The sequence below is a fragment of the Arenimonas fontis genome (genome assembly GCF_008386465.1).
Classification (GTDB): Bacteria; Pseudomonadota; Gammaproteobacteria; order Xanthomonadales; family Xanthomonadaceae; genus Arenimonas; species Arenimonas fontis.
The window spans coordinates 1-17,970 of record NZ_VUOD01000007.1 but is presented as its reverse complement, the minus strand read 5'-3'; the positions used below and the strand labels follow the sequence as shown (position 1 = coordinate 17,970).

Genomic DNA, 17,970 nt, shown 5'->3' with positions numbered 1-17,970 from the left:
TTCCGGCAACGGCGTCAGCCCGGCGCTACAATTCCCGCCCCGCCCGCCGGCCCGCCGCATGGACATCTTCAAGACCTTCACCCTGGAAGCCGCACACCGGCTGCCGAACGTGCCGCCGGGGCACAAGTGCGCGCGCCTGCACGGACACAGTTTCCGGGTCGAGCTGCACGTCAGTGGCGAGGTCGGCGCCGACACCGGCTGGGTGATGGACTTCGCCGACATCAAGGCGGCGTTCCAGCCGCTGTACGAGCGGCTGGACCACCACTACCTCAACGACATCCCCGGCCTGGAAAACCCGACCAGCGAAAACCTGGCGATCTGGATCTGGCGGGAGCTGAAGCCGAGCCTGCCGCTGCTGAGCGCGGTGGTGGTGCACGAAACCTGCACCTCCGGCTGCCGTTACACCGGGCCGGACTGATCAGGCCGCTCCTCCAGGGGTGGCACCAGGCTGCGCAGGCTGGCCCGGACCTGGGCGAAATCCAGCTTCGGGTCGCGCACGCAGCGCAGGATGACGCCGTCCACGAGACAGCGCAGCAGCAAGGCATGCCGGCGCAGCGCCGGCGGCGGCAGGCGGACGCCGGCGGCCAGCGCTTCCCGCTCGACGATCCGCGCCATGTCGGCGCAGGCCTGTTCTTCCTGCGCGCCGACCAGGGCGGCGATGGCCGGGTCGCGGCCCGCCTCGGCAGTGACCTCGAGAAACAGCGCCGGGTCGAAGGCGCCGGGCGCCAGTCCGGCGCGGCGCCATTCGGACAGCTTGTCCAGGACGCGCTCGAGCAGTTCCAGTCGGCTGCCGACCTCGGCCATCGTCCGCATCCTGACTTCCCGTTGTCCTTCGGCGATCGCACGGATGATCTCCGCTTTGCTGGCGAAGTAACGGTAGATCAGGCCGGCGCTCATGCCGGCCCGTTCGCCGATGCGGGCCATGCTGGCGCCGTGGAAGCCGCTCTCCGAGAAACACTCGCGGGCCGCCTCGAGGATCCGGGCGCGCTGCGCCTGGGCGCGCGCCCGGGATTTCTCGCTGCCGCCGATCGGCATCGGGCTCATGTCCGCCGGCCGAACAGCCGCCGTACCGCGACGAAGAACAGCGGGATGAAGAAGATGCCGAGGAAGGTGCCGGTGACCATGCCGCCAATGACGCCGGTGCCGATGGCGCGCTGGGCGCCGGAGCCGGCGCCGGTGGCGATGGCCAGCGGCAGCACACCGAAGCCGAAGGCGATCGAGGTCATCAGGATCGGCCGCAGGCGGTCGCGCACCGCCGCCAGCGTCCCCTCGACCAGGGCCATGCCACGCTCGACATTGGCCTTGGCGAATTCGATGATCAGCACCGCGTTCTTGCTCGACAGGCCGACCGTCGTCAGCATGCCGACCTGGAAGTAGACATCCCGCTCCATGCCGCGCAACCAGGTGAACAGCACGCAGCCAAGGATGCCCAGCGGCGCCACCAGCAGCACCGAGGTGGGAATCGACCAGCTCTCGTACAGCGCCGCCAGGCACAGGAAAACGATCAGCACCGACAGCGTGTACAGCATCGGCGTCTGCGCGCTGGCAACCCGCTCCTGGTAGGACGTGCCGCTCCACTCGATGCCGAAGCCCTCTGGCAGCTCGGCCGCCAGCCGCTCCATCTCGGCCATGGCGTCGCCCGAGCTCACGCCCGGGGCCGGCAGGCCGGTGATGTTGATCGCCGGGACACCGTTGTAGCGCTCCAGGCGCGGCGAGCCGTACTCCCAGCGGGTACTGGCGAAGGCGCTGAAGGGCACCATCTCGCCGGCGGCGTTGCGCACGTACCACTGGTTGAAGTCCTCCGGCACCATGCGGAAGGGCGCATCGGCCTGCACGTACACCCGCTTGACCCGGCCGCGATCGATGAAATCGTCCACGTAGCGGCCGCCCCAGGCCAGGGACAGGGTGCTGTTGATCTCGGCGATGGACACGCCCAGGGCGGCGGCGCGGGCGGTGTCCACGTCCACGCGGAACTGCGGCGTGTCTTCCTGGCCGTTCGGGCGCACCTGGGTCAGCAGCGGGCTTTGCGCCGCCAGGCCCAGCAGCTGGTTGCGCGCCTCCATCAGGGCGGCATGGCCCTTGCCGCCGCGGTCCTGCAGGTAAAGGTTGAAGCCGCCGGTGGTGCCCAGCTCGGGCACCGGCGGCGGCGCCAGGGTGAACACCATCGCGTCCTTGATCTGGCTCAGGGCGGCCCAGGCGCGGCCGACCAGGGCATCGATGCTCGACTCGGGGGTGGTGCGCTCGTCCCATTCCTTCAGATTGACGAAGGCCATGCCGTTGTTCTGGCCGGAGCCGGCAAAGCTGAAGCCCTGCACGGTGAACACCGACACCAGGTGATCGGATTCCTGCTCGAGATAGTACTTCTCCACCTGCTCCATCACTTTCTGGGTGCGCTGCTGGGTGGCGCCGACCGGCGCCTGGACGATGGTGAACAGCACGCCCTGGTCCTCGTCCGGCAGGAAGGACGAGGGCACGCGCATGAACAGCGCCACCGCCAGCACCGCCAGTACGGCATAGATGGCCAGGAAACGGCCGGTCCGGCGCAGCATCCTGGCGACGATGCCCTGGTAGCGGCTGTTTCCGGCGTCGAACGTCCGGTTGAACCACTTGAAGAAGCCGCGCTCGCCGTGGTGCTCGCCCTTCTTCAGCGGCTTGAGCAGTGTGGCGCACAGGGCCGGCGTCAGTACGATGGCCACCAGTACCGACAGCGCCATCGCCGAGACGATGGTGGCGGTGAACTGGCGATAGATCACGCCGGTGGAGCCGGTCAGGAAGGCCATCGGGACGAACACCGCCGCCAGCACCATGCCGATGCCGACCAGGGCACCGGTGATCTGGTCCATGGACTTGCGGGTGGCCTCGACCGGGCTGAGGCCCTCCTCGCTCATCAGGCGCTCGACGTTCTCGACCACGACGATGGCGTCGTCCACCAGCAGGCCGATCGCCAGCACCATGGCGAACATGGTCAGCATGTTGATCGAGAAACCCAGGGCCAGCAGCACCGCCAGGGTGCCGAGCAACACCACCGGCACGGCGATGGTCGGGATCAGGGTGGCGCGGAAGTTCTGCAGGAACAGGAACATGACCAGGAACACCAGCACCACTGCCTCGAGCAGGGTCTTGACCACCTCGCGGATGGATGCCTGCACGAAGGGCGTGGTATCGAAAGGCACCACCGCTTTGAGGCCCTTCGGGAAACTCGGCGCCAGCTGCTTGAGCAGGGCATCCACGCCCTGGGCGGTGGACAGCGCGTTGGCATTGGTGGCCAGCGACACCGCCAGGCCGGAGGCCGGGCGCCCGTTGTAACGGGTGATCACCTGGTAGCTGTCCGAGCCCAGCTCGACGCGGGCGACGTCGCCCAGGCGCAACACCGAACCGTCGGCATTGGCGCGCAGGATGATGTCGCGGAACTGCCCGGGTGTCTGCAGGCGGTCCTGGGCGACGATGGTGGCGTTGATCTGCTGGCCATCGATCGCGGGCGTGCCGCCGAGCTGACCGACGGCAACCTGGGCGTTCTGCGCCTGCAGGGCCGACACCACGTCTGCCGGCGTCATCCGGAAGGTGTTGAGCTTGCCCGGGTCCAGCCAGATGCGCATGGCGTATTCGCCGCCGAACACCTGCACGCTGCCGACGCCCGGCACACGGCTGAGCGGGTCCACGATGTTGGCGGACACGTAATCCGAGATGTCGGAGCGCTCCATGCTGCCGTCCTCGGAGACGAAGCCGATCACCAGCAGGAAGCCGGAACTGGCCTTGGTGACCGAAATGCCCTGCTGCTGCACGATCGAGGGCAGCCGCGCGGTGGCCAGCTGCAGCTTGTTCTGCACCTGCACCTGGGCGATGTCCGGGTCGGTGCCGGTTTCGAAGGTCAGGGTAACCGAGACCGCGCCGTTGGAATCGCTGGTGGCGGACATGTAGTCCAGCCCGTCCAGGCCGGTCATGGCCTGTTCGATGATCTGGGTGACCGAGCTCTCCGCCACCTGCGCCGAGGCGCCCGGATAGACGGTGCTGATGGTCACCGAGGGCGGGGCGATGGTCGGGTAGCGTGAAATCGGCAACCGGGTCAGCGACAGCGCGCCGGCCAGCATGACGATGATCGCGATGACCCAGGCGAAGATGGGCCGATCAATGAAAAACCTTGCCATGGATTCGGCTCCGGATTATTCGGCGCCGGCGGGGGCCGGCTCCGCCTGCGCCGGCTGCTCGCCGGCCTCGACCGGCGTGGCCGGCATGCCGGGCTGCACCTTCTGCAGGCCCTCGACGATGACGCGGTCGCCGGCTTCCAGGCCGGATTCGACCAGCCAGCGGTCGCCGACCGTGCGGCTGGTGACCACGGTGCGCGCCTCCACCTGGCCGTCGGCATTCACCACCAGGGCGCTGGCATTGCCCTTGGCGTCGCGGCTGATGCCCTGCTGCGGCGCCAGCACGCCTTCCGGGCGCAGGCCCAGCTGCACCACCGCGCGCACGTACATGCCCGGCAGCAGCAGATTGTCGGGATTGGGCACGCGCACCCGCAGGGTGTAGCTGCCCGTGCCTTCGTCCACCGTGACGTCGGTGAACTCCAGCCGGCCCTCGTGCGGGTATTCGCTGCCGTCCTCCAGCAGGACGCGCACCGGCACGCCCTCGTTGGGCCGCAGCTTGCCGGCCTCGATGTCCTTGCGCAGCTGCAGCCATTCGGCGGCCGACTGCGCCAGGTCCACGTAGATCGGGTCGAGCTGCTGCACCGTCACCAGGGCGTCGGTCTGGTTGGCGGTCACAAGGGCGCCGGCGGTGACGCTGGACTTGCCGGCGCGACCGTCGATCGGGGCGACGATGCGGGTGTAGCCCAGGTTGACCTCGGCCGAATCCAGCGCGGCCTTGGCGGCGGCGACGCCGGCCTGGGCCTCGGCGGCGGCAGCCACCGTGCGCTCGTGGTCCTGCTGGCTGACCAGCTTGCGCGCCACCAGCTCGGTGGAGCGCTGGGCCGCCAGGCGTGCCGTCTCCGCTGTGGCGCGGGCGCGGGCCAGGTTGGCGGCGGCCTCGTCGCGGGCGGCGCGGTAGCTGGCGTCGTCCAGCTGGTAAAGCACCTGCCCGGCCTTCACCAGGCCGCCTTCCTCGAACAGGCGCTCCTTGACGATGCCGCTGGCCTGGGGCCGCACCTCGGCGACCAGGAAAGGCACGGTGCGGCCGGGCAACTCGCGGCTCAGCGGCACCGGCTGCGCCTTCAGGGTGACCACGGTGACCTCCGGCGGCGGCATCTGCATGGGAGGGGCGGCGTCGCCGGAACAGGCGGCCAGGGCCAGGCTGGCGCCGGCGGACAGGACGAGAACACGCCAGGAACGGGCTGCGGACATGGGGGAGCCTCGGCGGAAAGTGGGAGCGGACGCGCCCGGGGCGGGCGGCGCGGGAAAAAGTGAATGGGCATTCTATTTTTGGTTCCTGAACTGTCAAGTGCAGGAAGTAAGCCGGGAATCCCGGGTTTGCCCGCACCTGCCCCGGCCCGGTCAGGCAAGGGCCAGGTAGGGTGCGAGTTCTTCCGGTGCGGCGCCGGGGGCATGCGGCAGCACCCCCCAGCAGGGAACGGGAAGGGCGGCCGAAAGCAGGCCAAGGTATTCGTCGGCGTCGTTCCCGGGCGGTTCGATCCGGCTGCCGACCCAGGCCAGCAGGTGGCAGCCGTCGGCAACCACGGCCCGGGCGGTGAGCCGGGCATGGTTGAGGCAGCCCAGCCTCAGGCCGACCACCAGCAGCACCGGCAGGTCCAGGGCCCGGACCAGGTCCACCTGGTCCAGGCCGCCACCCAGGCCGGACATCCAGCCGCCCACGCCCTCCACCACCACCCGCCCGGCCAGGGCCTCGAGTCGGCGGTGCGCGTCCAGCAACGCCGCCAGCGACACCGCCACGCCGGCCCGGGCCGCCGCAATCTGCGGCGCGGTCGGGTCGGGCAGCGCCACCGGGTTGACCAGGGGGTAGGGCGGCCTGGGTGCGCTGGCGGCCTGAAGGCGCAGGGCATCCTCGTTGCGCAACCCATCCGGTGTGAGCGCGCAACCGCTGGCCACCGGCTTCATGCCCACGGCCGGGCGACCATCCCGGCGCAGGGCGTGCAGCAGGGCCGCGGAAACCACCGACTTGCCCACGCCGGTATCGGTACCGGTGACGAAACAGCCGCGCCGCATCATGACGAACCGGCGCCGTAACGTCGGCGGGCGCGACCGGCTGCGCGCTTGCCCACCCAGTACGAGAGGTTCATCAGGAAATAGACCAGGCCCGGCAATCCGGCCAGCCAGTATGGCGGCACCGCGGGCATGGCCAGCGCCGTCAGCAGCGAGAGCGCCCCGACCAGGGCTGCCCAGCGCAGCACCGCCACTTCCGCGGCAGTCTGCGCCGTTTCCTCCAGGTCCAGGTCCAGCACTGCGCGCTGGCGCAAGGCGTGCGAGTACAGGGCCGCGAGGCACAGCGACAGCGTGGCGAAGGCCAGGCCGTAGACGATGAACATGATGCGGATGTCGTCGTAGCCGCTCAGCCGTTCCAGCGGCGAAGGAATCCAGCCGCCGGTGATCCAGGCGAAGAAGGTACCGAACAGAAGCTTGAGCGGATAGACGTAGACCATCACCAGAAACACCAGCAGCAAGCTCAGCAGCGTGCTGCGGCCGTCATCCAGGCCATAGCGCCGGCTCCAGCGGGAATGCCCGTGCCAGAACAGGCCCAGCTGGGCGAAACAGGCGGCGAAGGCCGGCACTCCCTTGAGCGCGTCCAGCAGCTCCTGGATGGTCGAGGGCACCCGGTCCACCGAAATCACCAGCAGGGTCAGGGTGAAAGCAAAGGCCGCGTCCACGAAGGCCTCGGTACGGGTGACCTGGCCGCCGCGCAGGCGGAAGCCGTTCTCCACGGGCAACGCTCTGGTGTCCATGCCTCTCCTCCGCCGGCGAGCTTAACAGCAGCCCCGGCCGCGCCGCGCTGCTAAACTCGCTTCCCCCGCGAGGAAACCGGCATGTTCCAGTCCAGCACGCTCGACGGCGACAAGCCGCAGCAGTACGCCCAACTGCTCGAACAGGCGCGCGCCCTGATGCACGGCGAGCGCGACCACATCGCCAACGCCGCCAACCTCGGCTCGCTGGTATTCCATGCCCTGCCGGAGCTGAACTGGGTGGGTTTCTATTTCTTCGACGGCCAGGAACTGGTGGTCGGCCCTTTCCAGGGGCGGCCGGCCTGCGTGCGCATCGCCCTGGGCAAGGGCGTGTGCGGCACCGCCGCCGCGACCCGGCAGACCCAGCGGGTGGCCGACGTGGACGCCTTCCCCGGGCATATCCCCTGCGATTCGGCGTCCCGTTCCGAGCTGGTGGTGCCGTTGTACCTGGGAGAGCGGCTGGTCGGTGTGTTCGACCTGGACAGCCCGGTACCGGACCGCTTCGACGCCGACGACCAGGCCGGGCTGGAGGCGATCGCCAAGGCCTTCCTGGAGACCCTGGATCCGGCCGCCCCGCCGCGATGAACGAGGATTGCCGATGAGTTCCGACGGAAAGCTGCGCAACATCGGTCCCAAGTCCGCCGCCTGGCTGCGCCAGACCGGCATCCACAACCAGGCGGACCTGGAAGCGGTGGGGGCGCTGGCCGCCTTCATCCGGGTCAAGCGGGCGGGTTTCAAGCCCAGTCTCAACCTGCTGTACGCCCTCGAAGGCGCCATCCTCGGCTGTCATTGGCAGGAGATCCCGGAAGAACGCCGCCAGGAACTGGTGCTGGCCGCCGGCGAGGAAGTGGCCAAGCTGCCGCCGCCGCGCGGCAAGCGGGTGCCGGTTGCGGGCCCGGTCATCACCCTGCGCCACGACGAGGACGAGGGCACGATGCCGGAACCCGATTTCGGCTTCGACGATCCGGCCGCCGAGCGCGACTGAGCCGCCGCCTCAGCGCACCACCGCGTACTCGCGCGCGTCCTCACGCCACTTCGGCGTGCTCCGGATGGTCGGCAGCACCTGCCCGACCTCGTCCACCAATTGCCACATCGCCGCGTGCTGCGGATTCATGAACCGCTCGGCGATCACCTGTTCCATGAAAGCCTGCAGGGGCGCGTAGAAACCACGCACGTTCAGCAGCAGGATCGGGTTGAAATACAGGCCCAGGCGCTTGAGGGTGATCGCCTCGAACAGCTCCTCCAGGGTGCCGCAACCGCCGGGCAAGGCCACCACGGCATCGGAATCGGCGAGCAGGCGGTGCTTGCGCTCGCGCATGTCCTCGACCAGCTCAAGCCTGGTCAAACCGGGGTGGCCCCATTCCAGGTCGGCCATGAACCTGGGCAGGATGCCGATCACCTCGCCGCCCTTGGCCAGGGCGCCGTCGGCCAGCGAGCCCATCAGTCCCTGCGAGCCGCCCCCGTAGACGATGCCGCAGCCCTCGGCGGCCAGGGCCTCGCCCAGGGCGCGGGCGGCGGCATGGAATTCGGGCGCCACGCGGGCGCTGGAAGCGGCGTAGACACAGATGCGCATGGATGGGCCTCGGCGGGACCCGGCGCTCAGTGCCTGCGCGTGGGTGCGACCGGCAGCGGAACCGGGCGATGGGAGGGCGCCATTGTGCCACCGGCGGCCGCGGCGGTGGCCGCCAGCACCCGGACCATGGCGCGGTAGGCCCCGGCCAGCCGGGCGAACAGCTGGCCGTAGCCGCCGCCGGCGCTGCCGGCCACGCCGTCATAGGCGTTGCGGCCGATGTCCTGGAAGTAGTCGGGCGATACCCGCCGGCGCTCGGCCAGGGCCGGGTACCAGCCGGCGATGATCAGGCAGCGGTCGCCGACGTCGCGCAGGGCGTCGGCGCGGGCGCGGCCGGCCAGGTCCATGGCCTGCAGCCATTCCAGGGCCATGGTGCGGCCGGCCAGGGCGCCGTCGCGCAGGTGACGCATCAGCAGGAACACCAGGTAGGCCTCGACGTCCTCGGGCAGGTCCAGGCCTGCGCGCGATTCGCCTTCGCGCACCAGCTCCTGCCACAAGGCCATGGGCGCATCCTCCCGGAAACCGCCTTCCGCCATTGCCAGCCTCCTTCTCGCTCGCGGGACCGATATGGCCCTGCTCTAGCACGGAGCCGGCGCGGCCGGGAAATCAGCAGCCGCCCGCCGTGGCTGCCAACATCATTCCACCGTCACCGACTTGGCCAGGTTGCGCGGCTGGTCCACGTCGGTGCCGCGCAGGACGGCCACGTGGTAGGCCAGCAGCTGCAGCGGCACGGTCGAGATCACCGGCGCGGCGATCTCGCCGGCGCGGGGCAAGGTCAGCACATGGCCCTTGTCCATGCCGGTCGCGACGTCCTCGTCGGCGAACACGTACAGCTGGCCGCCGCGGGCGCTGACCTCCTCGAGGTTGGACTTGAGCTTGTCCAGCAGCGCATCGTTGGGCATCACCGCCACCACCGGCATGTCGGCGTCCACCAGGGCCAGCGGGCCGTGCTTGAGCTCGCCGGCGGCGTAGGCCTCGGCGTGGATGTAGCTGATCTCCTTGAGCTTGAGCGCGCCTTCCATGGCCACCGGCCAGTGCGTGCCGCGGCCGAGGAACAGGGCGTGCTGTTTCTGCACGAAGGCCTCGGCCAGCCGGCGGATCTGCGGATCCAGGGCCAGGACCTGCGCCACCTGGCCGGGCAGCAGTTCCAGCTGGCGCACGCCGTCGGAATAGCGGGCCGGGTCCAGCCCTCTGGCGCGGGCAAGTTCCAGCGCGAACAGGGCCAGGGCCACCAGCTGGGTGCTGAAGGCCTTGGTCGAGGCCACGCCGATTTCCGGGCCTGCCCGGGTCATCAGCACCAGCTCCGATTCGCGCACGATCGAACTTTCCGGCACGTTGCACACCGCCATCCGGCACAGGTAGGGCCGCTGCCGCGACAGCTTGAGCGCGGCCAGGGTGTCGGCGGTCTCGCCGGACTGGGAGATGGTCAGGAACAGCGTGCCTTCCCGCACCACCGGGTTGCGGTAGCGGTACTCGCTGGCAATCTCGGCGGTGCAGGGCACGCCGGCCAGTTGCTCGATCCAGTACCGCGCCACCAGGCCGGCGTGATAGCTGGTGCCGCAGGCGATGATGTGCACCGACTGCGTTTCCGCCAGCAGGCGCTCTGCCTCCACGCCGAGGATCTGGGTCAGGATGCGGCCGCCGGCGATGCGGCCCTCCAGGGTGTCGGCAATGGCCTGGGGCTGCTCGTGGATCTCCTTGAGCATGTAGTGCGGGTACTCGCCGCGATCCACGGCATCGGCGCTGAAGTGCGACTCGCGGATCTCGCGCCGGACCGGCCGGCCTTCGGCGTCGAAGATGTCCAGGGCGTCGTGGCCGATCTTCACCACGTCGCCTTCCTCGAGATAGATGAAGCGGCGGGTCAGCGGCAGCAGGGCGTGCACGTCCGAGGCCAGGTACTGCTCGCCCTCGCCCAGGCCGGCGATCAACGGCGCGCCGTAGCGGGCGCCGACCACCACGCCCGGCTCTCGTGCCGACACCACCGCGATGGCATAGGCGCCATGCAGTTCGGCGACCGCCGCCTGCACCGCCGCCAGCAGGTCCTTGCCCTGGCGCTGGTGGCTTTCCACCAGGTGGGCGATGACCTCGGTGTCGGTTTCGGAAGTGAACTCGAAGCCCTCGGCCTGGAGGCGGGCACGCAACACGGCGTGGTTCTCGATGATGCCGTTGTGCACGACGCTGGTCGGGCCGGACACGTGCGGATGCGCATTGTGTTCGCTGGGCACGCCGTGGGTGGCCCAGCGGGTGTGGGCAATGCCGCAGTGGCCGTCCAGACCGGTCTCGCGCTGCAGGGCCTGCAGGTCGCGCACCTTGCCCTTGGCGCGGATGCGGGCGATGCCGTCGCCCGCGACCATGACCACGCCGGCGGAGTCATAGCCGCGGTATTCGAGCGCCGCCAGGCCGGCGATCAGATGCTGGATGATGTTGCGCTGGGCGCTGATGCCGACGATGCCGCACATGCTGCGGGAGCTCCTTTTCCGCGGTTGCCGCCAGTGTAATGGAAGGATCCGGTTGCCGTGTCCGCCCCCCTGGAGGCGGACAACCGCAGGACAGCCACGGACACCGCCTACCCTTTTTCATTCAACACCTTACCGTTGGCACGCCTCCTGCATCAATCGAGCCAGGAAAGCGGGTCGGGCCCTGCGCGAAGGTGGGGCCGCCCCAAGCGACGGGTGTGGACGACGGAGGTGGCGCGTGGCAATCAGGGATACCTCGGGACAGGATCGGCTGCTGGCCGCACCGGCGGCGCCGGCCTGGAAACGGCCGCTGACCCTGGTGGGGGCGGCGGTGGCCCTGGGGACGCTGCTGCTATGGCTGCTGGGTAGCTGGCTGGGCAGCGCCGGCGCCGTTTCGGCCGAGCGGCTGCGTTTCGCCGAGGTGACCCGCGGCACCCTGACCCGCGACGCCGCCGTCAACGGCCGGGTCGTCGCCGCGGTCAGCCCGACCCTGTATGCCCCGGCCGCCGGCACCGTCGCCCTGAAGATCGAGGCCGGCGACACCGTGGCCAAGGGCCAGGTGCTGGCGCTGCTGGACTCGCCCGAACTGCAAAACGAACTGCAGCAGGAACGCGCCACCCTGGCGCAGCTGGAAGCGGAAGTCGCTCGTCAGCGCATCCTCGCGCGCAAGGCCAGCCTGCTGGCCCAGCGCGATGCCGACGAGGCCGAGGTCGCCCGCCTGGCCGCCCTGCGCGACCTGCAGCGGGCCAAACGCGGTTACGAACTGGGCGCCCTGCCCGAGGTGGACTACCTGCGCGCCAAGGACGCGCTGGAAAGCGCCGAGATCCGCGCCCGCCACGCCAGTGCTGCTGCCAGGCTGGAAGCCAGCGATGTCGCCTTGGCGCTGAAGACCCAGGAACAGCTGCTGGAACGGCAGCGCCTGCTGACCGCCAACGTCGAGCGCCGGGTCGAGGAGCTGAACGTTCGCGCGCCGGTGGACGGCATCGTCGGCACGCTCAACGTCGCCGACCGCGCCGTGGTCGCACCCAACACCGCCCTGATGACGGTGGTGGACCTGAGCCGGCTGGAGGTCGAGCTGGAGGTGCCGGAGTCCTACGCCGAGGACCTCGGCCTGGGCATGACCGCCGAGGTCCGGATCGGCAACACCGTGGTGCCGGCCACCGTTTCGGCGATCTCGCCGGAAGTGGTCAACAACCAGGTGTTGGCCCGGGTCCGCTTCGAAGGCGAGCAGCCGCCCGGGCTGCGCCAGAACCAGCGCATTTCCGCCCGCATCCTGTTCGAGGAGAAGCCGGACGTGCTGATGGTGGCGCGCGGTCCCTTCCTGGAGGCCCAGGGCGGCCGCTTCGCTTACGTGGTGCGCGACGGCTACGCCGAGCGCGTCCCGGTCCGCATCGGCGCCACCAGTGTCGCCAGTGTCGAGGTCCTGGAAGGACTGGCCGAGGGCGACCGCATCGTCATCTCCGGAACCGAACGCTTCGCGGACGCCGAGCGCATCGCCGTCGCCGATTGAACCCACCCGCAGGAACGCCGAGGAGAACCCCATGCTGCGCATGCAGAACCTGAGCAAGGTCTACCGCACCCACATGATCGAGACGCACGCCCTGCGCGGTTTCGACATCCACGTCAAGGAAGGCGAGTTCGTTGCCGTCACCGGCCCTTCCGGCTCGGGCAAGACCACCTTCCTGAACATCGCCGGCCTGCTGGAGGAGTTCACCGGCGGCGAGTACTGGCTGGACGGGGTGGACGTGCGCGGCCTGGACGACAACGCCCGTTCGCGCCTGCGCAACGAGAAACTTGGCTTCATCTTCCAGGGCTTCAACCTGATCCCCGACCTCAACCTCTACGACAACGTGGACGTGCCGCTGCGCTACCGCGGCTTCGGCGCCGGCGAGCGCAAGCGTCGCATCGAGCAGGCCCTGGCCCAGGTCGGCCTGGCCTCGCGCATGAAGCACTACCCGGCCGAGCTTTCCGGCGGCCAGCAACAGCGCGTCGCCATCGCCCGCGCCCTTGCCGGCAGCCCGCGCCTGCTGTTGGCCGACGAGCCGACCGGCAACCTCGACTCGCACATGGCCCGCGGCGTGATGGAACTGCTGGAGGAAATCAATGCCGGCGGCACCACCATCCTGATGGTCACCCATGACCCGGAACTGGCCGCCCGCGCCCAGCGCAACGTCCACATCATCGACGGCCAGGTCAGCGACCTGAGCCACGAGACGCAGCGGGCGCTGGCCGCCGCCGCGGTCCAGGCCGAAGCCTGAGGAGGCAACGATGTTCCGCTACTACCTTGCCCTGGGCTTCCGCAGCCTGCGCCGCAATCCGGTGCTGACCACGCTGATGGTGCTGACCCTGTCGGTGGGCGTGGCCGCCAGCATGACCACCCTTACCCTGCTGTACGGCATGTCTGGCGACCCCATTCCGCACAAGTCGGACCGGCTGGTATATGTGCGCCTGGACAATCGCCCCGCCGACAGCCGCAGCAACAACCCGGAACCCCCGGAGCAGATCACCCATCGCGATGCGGTCGCCCTGTGGGACGCCGGCAAGGCGGTTCGGCAGGCCCCGATCTACGGCGTATCGCCGGCGGTGGATTCCGGGCGCGAGGATCTGCCGCCCTTCTTCGTGGACGGCATCGCCACCGGTCGCGACTTTTTCGCCATGTTCGACGTCCCCTTCCTCTATGGCCAGGCCTGGAGTGCCGAGGACGACCAGCGCGGCGCCTCTGTCGTGGTGCTGGGCCGTAGCCTGTCCGAACGGGTATTCGGCGAGGGCACCGACCCGGTCGGCAAGGGCATCCGCCTGGGCGAGCGCGAGTACACCGTGGCCGGCGTGGTGGACACGTGGAATCCGGTGCCGAAGTTCTACCGCCTGGTCGGATCGCAGAGTTTCGATACCAGCGAGGAGGTGTTCGTGCCCTTCCGCACCGCGGTGTCTGCCGAGATGGGCATCAACGGCAACCTGGACTGCAGCCAGGCTCCGCCGGAGCCGGGCTTTCGCGGCTACGTGCTGTCCGAATGCGTGTGGGTGCAGTACTGGGCCGAGCTGGCATCGGCGGACGCTCTGCGCGACTACCTCGACTACCTGGATGCCTACACCAACGAACAGCGCGCCCTGAACCGCTTCCCGCGCGACAACAACAACCGCGCGCATACGGTGAGGGAGTGGCTGGACGTGCGGGGCGTGGTCAGCGACGACACCCGCACGGCCACCTGGCTGTCACTCGGTTTCCTGCTGGTCTGCCTGGTGAACACCGCCGGCCTGTTGCTGGCCAAGTTCAGCGCCCGTCCGGGCGAGATCGGCGTGCGTCGCGCCCTCGGCGCCAGTCGCCGCGAGATCTTCACCCAGTACCTGACCGAGGCGGGAGTGATCGGTCTGGTGGGCGCGGCGGCCGGTACCGCCCTGGCTGCCGGCGCGCTGGCCTGGATCCGCAAGTTCGATGAGAACCTGGACCTGGTCGCCCGCCTGGATCTGCCGATGCTGGCCGCAGCCATCGTTCTCTCGGTGCTGACCGCGCTGCTGGCCGGCCTGCTACCGACCTGGCGCGCCTGCCAGGTGGTCCCCGCCCTGCAACTCAAGAGCCAGTGAGGAAAGCCGCCATGGAAATCCGTCCGATCCTCTCGGCCATGCTACGCGCCAAGACCGCGCCCCTGCTGATCGCGGCCCAGGTGGCGCTGACCCTGGCCATCGTCTGCAATGCCCTGTACATCATCCGCGACCGTTTGCAGGTGGCGGCCCGGCCGACCGGCGCCGACGAACAGAACCTGTTCGAGATGCGCTTCTATCCGCATCGCCCCATCGCCGACATCAAGGGCATGCAGCTTCGCGATCTGGAAGCACTGCGCGCCATTCCCGGCGTGGTCGCCGCCGGCTGGACCAACCAGATCCCGCTGGGCCAGTCCGGCTGGAACTGGGGCGGGCTGACCGCCGATCGCCGCGGCGACACCCAGCTCAGCACCACCTACTACTTCAGCGGCGACTCGGTGATCGAGACCTTCGGCCTGCGGCTGGTAGAGGGGCGCGACTTCACGCCCGAGGAATACATCGAGATCGACCCCAGCAAGGAGCAACGCAACCCCACGGTGATGATCGTCACCCGGGCGCTGGCCGAGAAACTGTTTCCCGGCGAGACCAGTTTCGTCGGCCGCAGCTTCTACCTGGGCTCGGGCCCGGACGCGGACAGCGTCCGGATCGTCGGTGTGGTGGAACGGCTGCAAACTCCCTATGGGCAGACCGACGACCGGGTCGAGAACAGCATGATCGGCCCGGTCCGCTACATAGACCCTTTCACCCGCTATTCGGTGCGCACCGAGCCGGGTGCCCAGGACCGGGTGATGGCCGAGGCGGAGAAGGCGCTGACGGCGCTCAGCAAGGACCGGGTGCTGTTGGGCACGCGTACTTTCGCCGAAGCGCGCGCCAGCCGCTATGCCGGCGAACGCATGCTGGCGGGCCTGCTGATCGCGGTGACCGTCTTCCTGCTGCTGATCACCGCCAGCGGCATCGTCGGCATGGCCAGCCTGTGGGTGAACCAGCGCCGCAAGCAGATCGGCGTGCGGCGGGCCCTTGGCGCACGGCAATGGGACATCCTGCGCTACTTCCTGGTCGAGAACCTGCTGATCACCACAGGCGGCGTGGCGGTCGGCCTGGGCCTGGCACTGGCCTTGAACGATTTCCTGGTACGTGCGCTGGAGCTGCCGAGGCTGCCGGGCATGTACCTGGGCATCGGCATGGCCGTCATGTGGCTGCTGGGCCTGACGGCGGTGCTGGGGCCGGCCTGGCGGGCCGCCCGGGTACCGCCGGCCGTCGCCACCCGTACCGCCTGAGGTAGGCTTGGCGCATGCCGCATTCCGCCAATGCCACCGTCCTGGTGATCGACGACAACCCGGCCGTGGCGACGGCGCTGGAGGTGCTGTTCTCGCTGCACGAGCTGCGCACCCTGCACGCGGCCACGCCGGAAGAAGGGTTGGCGCGGCTGCGCCAGGAGCCGGTGGATCTGGTCATCCAGGACATGAACTTCAGCGCCGACACCACGTCCGGCGAGGAAGGCGAAGCGCTGTTCCGGGCGATCCGCGCCGAGCACCCCGGGCTGCCGGTGGTCCTGTTGACCGCCTGGACCCACCTGGAGTCGGCGGTGGACCTGGTCAAGGCCGGCGCGGCCGACTACCTGGCCAAGCCCTGGGACGACAACAAGCTGCTGGCTACCGTGTCCAACCTGCTGGAACTGGGTCAGACCAGCCGGGCCCTGGCCGCCCGGGCCGGCGAGGAACGCCGGCGGCGGCACCAGCTCGAACGCGACTACGATCTTTGCGGCCTGGTCTGGGCCGACCCCGCCATGGAACGGGTGCTGTCGCTGGCCTGCCAGGTGGCACGTGCCGACGTACCGGTGCTGGTGACCGGCCCCAACGGCGCCGGCAAGGAAAAGATTGCCGAGATCCTTCAGGCCAACTCCGCCGTGCGCAAGGGGCCCTTCGTCACCCTCAACTGCGGCGCCTTGCCCAGCGAGCTGATCGAGGCCGAGCTGTTCGGCACCGAGGCCGGCGCCTACACCGGCGCCGGCAAGGCCCGCGAGGGCAAGTTCGAGGCCGCCGACGGCGGCACCCTGTTTCTGGACGAGATTGGCAACCTGCCACTCGAGGGACAGATGAAGTTGCTGCGGGTACTGGAGACCGGCCGCTTCTCCCGCCTGGGTTCCAATCAGGAACGGCAGGTGAAGGTGCGGGTGATCAGCGCCACCAATGCCGACCTGCCGGCCATGATCCGCGAGGGCCGCTTCCGCGAGGACCTGTACTACCGGCTCAACGTCATTGAAATCCGCCTGCCCGGCCTGGCGGAGCGGCCGCGCGACATCCTGCCGCTGGCCAATCACTTCCTCGGGCCGGGCAAGCGCCTGGGCGAGGACGCCTGCGCCGCCCTGCTGCGCCATCCCTGGCCCGGTCACGTGCGCGAACTGAAGAATGTGATGCGCCGGGCCAGCCTGCTGAGCGGCGGCGAGGTGGTTTCCGCCGCCGACCTGGGCCTGCAGCCGGTGGGCGCGCGACCGACGGCCCAGGAGAGCGAGCCCGACCGCGAGGCGATCGAACAGGCCCTGGCCAGGGCCGGCGGCATCGTGTCGCAGGCCGCGGCGGAGCTCGGACTGAGCCGCCAGGCCCTGTACCGGCGCATGGAGCGCCTGGGCATCGCCAGGCCCTGAGATGTGCCTCAAGCGCCGCTCCATCGCCGGATGGCTGGCCGCCGCCAGCCTGATGGTGGCCGCGCTGGCGGTAGCGGCAGCGCTGGGCCTGCAGGCGCTGACCGGCGACTGGCGACTGGCCGCGGCCGGGGCGCTGGCGGTGGCGACGCTGGGCGCGATGTGGACGATGCGCCGTCTGGCGCGACCGGCCCTGTCGCTGTTCCGGGCCCTGGCCGGCACCACCCTGAGCTACCGCGACGGCGATTTCAGCTTCGGCCTGCGCTGGCGCCATGACGACGAACTCGGTGACCTGGTCGCGGCCCACAACGAACTCGGCGCCGTGCTGCGCGAGCAGCGGCTGGCGCTGGTGCAGCGCGAACTGCTGCTGGACACCATGGTGCAGAACTCGCCGGTGGCGATGCTGCTGGTAGGTGAGGGCGGCCACATCGTGTTCGGCAATCTGGCGGCGCGGCGCCTGCTCAACCAGGGGCGCAAGCTCGAAGGCATGGCGCTGTCCACCGTCGTGGCCGCCGCCGACCCGGCCTTGCGGGAGGCCATGGACCGGGGCGGCGACGGCCTGTTCTCCGTCGGTAGCGAGGATGATGAGGACGTGTTCCATCTCAGCCGGCGTGGTTTCCGTCTCAACGGCCGGCCGCACGAACTGCTGTTGCTGCGCCAGCTGACCAGTGAACTGCGCCGACAGGAGGTGCAGACCTGGAAAAAGGGGCTCTGTTGAATTTCAAGTGGGTTGCCGGGCATGAGGGTTGATCACTGCGAAGTCGAGCTTGCCGGCGATCAGGAAGATGACGGTTCTGATAGTGGTGAAGCGGGTGAAGCCGCGAGCGCGGCGCTTGGCGGACTGAAACAGGCCGTTGAGCGCTTCGAGGAAGCCGTTGGT

Annotated in this window: 17 protein-coding genes and 1 pseudogene; 9 read left to right on the top strand and 9 right to left on the bottom strand. The window is 69.6% G+C overall.

Annotated elements, in window-relative coordinates; translation table 11 throughout:
* Positions 1 to 58: 58 nt before the first annotated feature.
* On the top strand, positions 59 to 418 hold the full coding sequence (gene queD, locus F0415_RS09620) for a 6-carboxytetrahydropterin synthase QueD (RefSeq protein WP_149861007.1): 360 nt from the start codon (positions 59 to 61) through the stop codon (positions 416 to 418).
* Here queD and F0415_RS09615 read toward each other — a convergent pair.
* The 5 genes from F0415_RS09615 to F0415_RS09595 all read right to left on the bottom strand — a co-directional run bounded on the left by F0415_RS09615 (position 400) and on the right by F0415_RS09595 (position 6,886).
* Positions 400 to 1,044 (bottom strand): TetR/AcrR family transcriptional regulator, encoded by a 645-nt coding sequence (locus F0415_RS09615; RefSeq protein WP_149861006.1) that lies wholly within the window; start codon positions 1,042 to 1,044, stop codon positions 400 to 402. The two genes, queD and F0415_RS09615, sit on opposite strands and share 19 nt — an antisense overlap.
* Positions 1,041 to 4,145, bottom strand: a complete 3,105-nt coding sequence (locus F0415_RS09610; protein ID WP_149861005.1) for an efflux RND transporter permease subunit — start codon at positions 4,143 to 4,145, stop codon at positions 1,041 to 1,043. Before F0415_RS09610 ends, F0415_RS09615 begins: the two co-directional genes overlap by 4 nt.
* 15 nt (positions 4,146 to 4,160) lie before the next feature.
* On the bottom strand, positions 4,161 to 5,333 hold the full coding sequence (locus tag F0415_RS09605) for an efflux RND transporter periplasmic adaptor subunit (protein WP_149861004.1): 1,173 nt from the start codon (positions 5,331 to 5,333) through the stop codon (positions 4,161 to 4,163).
* Between the two features lie 150 nt (positions 5,334 to 5,483).
* On the bottom strand, positions 5,484 to 6,155 hold the full coding sequence (gene bioD, locus F0415_RS09600; RefSeq protein ID WP_149861003.1) for a dethiobiotin synthase: 672 nt from the start codon (positions 6,153 to 6,155) through the stop codon (positions 5,484 to 5,486).
* Positions 6,152 to 6,886 (bottom strand): TMEM175 family protein, encoded by a 735-nt coding sequence (locus tag F0415_RS09595; protein WP_149861002.1) that lies wholly within the window; start codon positions 6,884 to 6,886, stop codon positions 6,152 to 6,154. The genes bioD and F0415_RS09595 overlap by 4 nt, the downstream gene beginning before the upstream one ends.
* Positions 6,887 to 6,967: 81 nt before the next feature.
* Here F0415_RS09595 and F0415_RS09590 point away from each other — a divergent pair, with 81 nt between their 5' ends.
* The gene (locus F0415_RS09590) at positions 6,968 to 7,468 is read left to right on the top strand and encodes a GAF domain-containing protein (RefSeq protein WP_149861001.1); all 501 of its coding nucleotides are present in this window, start codon (positions 6,968 to 6,970) and stop codon (positions 7,466 to 7,468) included.
* 13 nt (positions 7,469 to 7,481) lie between these two features.
* Positions 7,482 to 7,868 carry a TfoX/Sxy family protein gene (locus tag F0415_RS09585; protein ID WP_149861000.1) on the top strand — a complete coding sequence of 129 codons (387 nt, stop codon included), beginning with the start codon at positions 7,482 to 7,484 and terminating at the stop codon, positions 7,866 to 7,868.
* Between the two features lie 9 nt (positions 7,869 to 7,877).
* On the opposite strand, the gene F0415_RS09580 is transcribed toward F0415_RS09585, so the two are convergent.
* From F0415_RS09580 to glmS, 3 genes and pseudogenes are all read right to left on the bottom strand, one after another.
* A complete protein-coding gene (locus F0415_RS09580; protein WP_149860999.1) occupies positions 7,878 to 8,456 on the bottom strand; it encodes an LOG family protein in 579 nt (192 codons plus the stop codon).
* Between the two features lie 75 nt (positions 8,457 to 8,531).
* Positions 8,532 to 8,989, bottom strand: a pseudogene (locus F0415_RS09575) (hypothetical protein); the annotation flags it as partial.
* A gap of 99 nt (positions 8,990 to 9,088) precedes the next feature.
* Positions 9,089 to 10,912 (bottom strand): glutamine--fructose-6-phosphate transaminase (isomerizing), encoded by a 1,824-nt coding sequence (glmS, locus tag F0415_RS09570; RefSeq protein ID WP_149860998.1) that lies wholly within the window; start codon positions 10,910 to 10,912, stop codon positions 9,089 to 9,091.
* A 235-nt stretch (positions 10,913 to 11,147) separates the two neighbouring features.
* On the opposite strand from glmS, the gene F0415_RS09565 reads away from it, so the two are divergent.
* From F0415_RS09565 to F0415_RS09540, 6 genes are read left to right on the top strand one after another with little or no spacing between them, the layout of a single operon-like run.
* Entirely contained in the window at positions 11,148 to 12,419 is a 1,272-nt protein-coding gene (locus F0415_RS09565) for an efflux RND transporter periplasmic adaptor subunit (RefSeq protein WP_210244180.1), read from the top strand.
* Positions 12,420 to 12,450: 31 nt separating this feature from the next.
* On the top strand, positions 12,451 to 13,167 hold the full coding sequence (locus F0415_RS09560) for an ABC transporter ATP-binding protein (protein ID WP_149860996.1): 717 nt from the start codon (positions 12,451 to 12,453) through the stop codon (positions 13,165 to 13,167).
* Between the two features lie 10 nt (positions 13,168 to 13,177).
* Complete coding sequence (locus F0415_RS09555) at positions 13,178 to 14,491, top strand: ABC transporter permease (protein WP_149860995.1); 1,314 nt, start codon at positions 13,178 to 13,180, stop codon at positions 14,489 to 14,491.
* An 11-nt stretch (positions 14,492 to 14,502) separates the two neighbouring features.
* Complete coding sequence (locus tag F0415_RS09550) at positions 14,503 to 15,726, top strand: ABC transporter permease (protein ID WP_149860994.1); 1,224 nt, start codon at positions 14,503 to 14,505, stop codon at positions 15,724 to 15,726.
* Positions 15,727 to 15,740: 14 nt separating this feature from the next.
* Entirely contained in the window at positions 15,741 to 17,093 is a 1,353-nt protein-coding gene (locus F0415_RS09545; RefSeq protein ID WP_149860993.1) for a sigma-54-dependent transcriptional regulator, read from the top strand.
* Position 17,094: 1 nt separating this feature from the next.
* Complete coding sequence (locus F0415_RS09540; protein WP_210244179.1) at positions 17,095 to 17,808, top strand: PAS domain-containing protein; 714 nt, start codon at positions 17,095 to 17,097, stop codon at positions 17,806 to 17,808.
* 3 nt (positions 17,809 to 17,811) lie between these two features.
* Here the strand turns inward: F0415_RS09540 and F0415_RS09535 are convergent.
* The coding region (locus tag F0415_RS09535; protein ID WP_149859148.1) for a transposase at positions 17,812 to 17,970 on the bottom strand (159 nt) is incomplete at its 5' end.